Here is a 982-nt window from a genome sequence, read left to right as displayed (position 1 = left end):
GATGTTCCACCCCTCCAGCAAGGCGTAGTTGCTGCCGTTCGAGTAGCCAGTATCGGCCAGTATTTCTTCTAAGCGCAACTCATTGTGGGCCAATCGCTGCCGAAGCTTTAGGGTAATGTCGGGTAGGGACTGGCTGTCCCGGCCATCAGCAAAATCGGCCTGTACATGGCTGATAACCCCTTCGGCTGTGTCTACTGCCAGGCTACAATTATAGTTGAGTTTACGGGCTTTGCCCGGCTTGATTGAGATGCGCGCATCGGGGTCGGTAGGGCTGTAATGGGTTTTGTTGCTCAGCAGTTGGGCTTTTTCATTGCTGGCTCCTAGGGTGGTTGGCGCACTTTGCAAATTCTGCTGGCGCTTGGCTAGTCTTCTCAGCTGATGATCAGCAGCCGTGATCACTGAGGCTGCCTGACGGGGGCTGAGTTTGGGAATCGAGTCTACTGGTCCATTTTGATCTTCAGCTTGGGATAGTAACTTGGGCCCAGGTCGCTGGGGCTGTTTTTCTAAGAGCGTTTCCATCGACGCGTTAGCTTTGACAGGAGCCGAGTCGATAGCGACCCGCCGACCGGCTACCATATTATTAGCTACACAAAGGCTGAATACTTTATCAAATAGTAACTCAAAAAGTGCTTCTGGATAAAGCTGGCGGGTACGACTCAGTGTGGAGTGCCAAGGAAGTGACTCGTCGATGTTGTAGCCCAGGAAATACAGCATATCCAGGCGCATGGAACAATGCTCAATCAGCTTTCTGTCAGAAGTGATATTCTCCAGATAGCCAATGAGCATAAACTTGAAGAACACTATGGGGTCAATTGAGGGATTGCCTGTTGAGCCATAGCAGTCTTTGGTATATTCATAGAGGAACGTCAGATCGAGCGTCCCCTTCAGCCGACGATAGAAATTGTCCTTTGGAATGCGGCTGGAAAGTTGGAAATGGGTGACGAGTTTTTCCTGATCGCGTTTTCTGCCTTGCATAGTTGAA

The 982-nt window shown here is 50.5% G+C and carries 1 protein-coding gene; it reads right to left on the bottom strand.

Annotation, left to right across the window (positions count from 1 at the left end):
- Positions 1–975: transposase (locus ACFS25_RS31565; RefSeq protein WP_381509176.1), on the bottom strand; the 975-nt coding region annotated here is incomplete at its 3' end.
- Positions 976–982: the final 7 nt, after the last annotated feature.

Origin of the sequence: Spirosoma flavum, assembly GCF_042686045.1 — a bacterium.
GTDB lineage: Bacteria > Bacteroidota > Bacteroidia > Cytophagales > Spirosomataceae > Spirosoma > Spirosoma flavum.
This window is presented reverse-complemented; position numbering and strand designations above follow the sequence as displayed.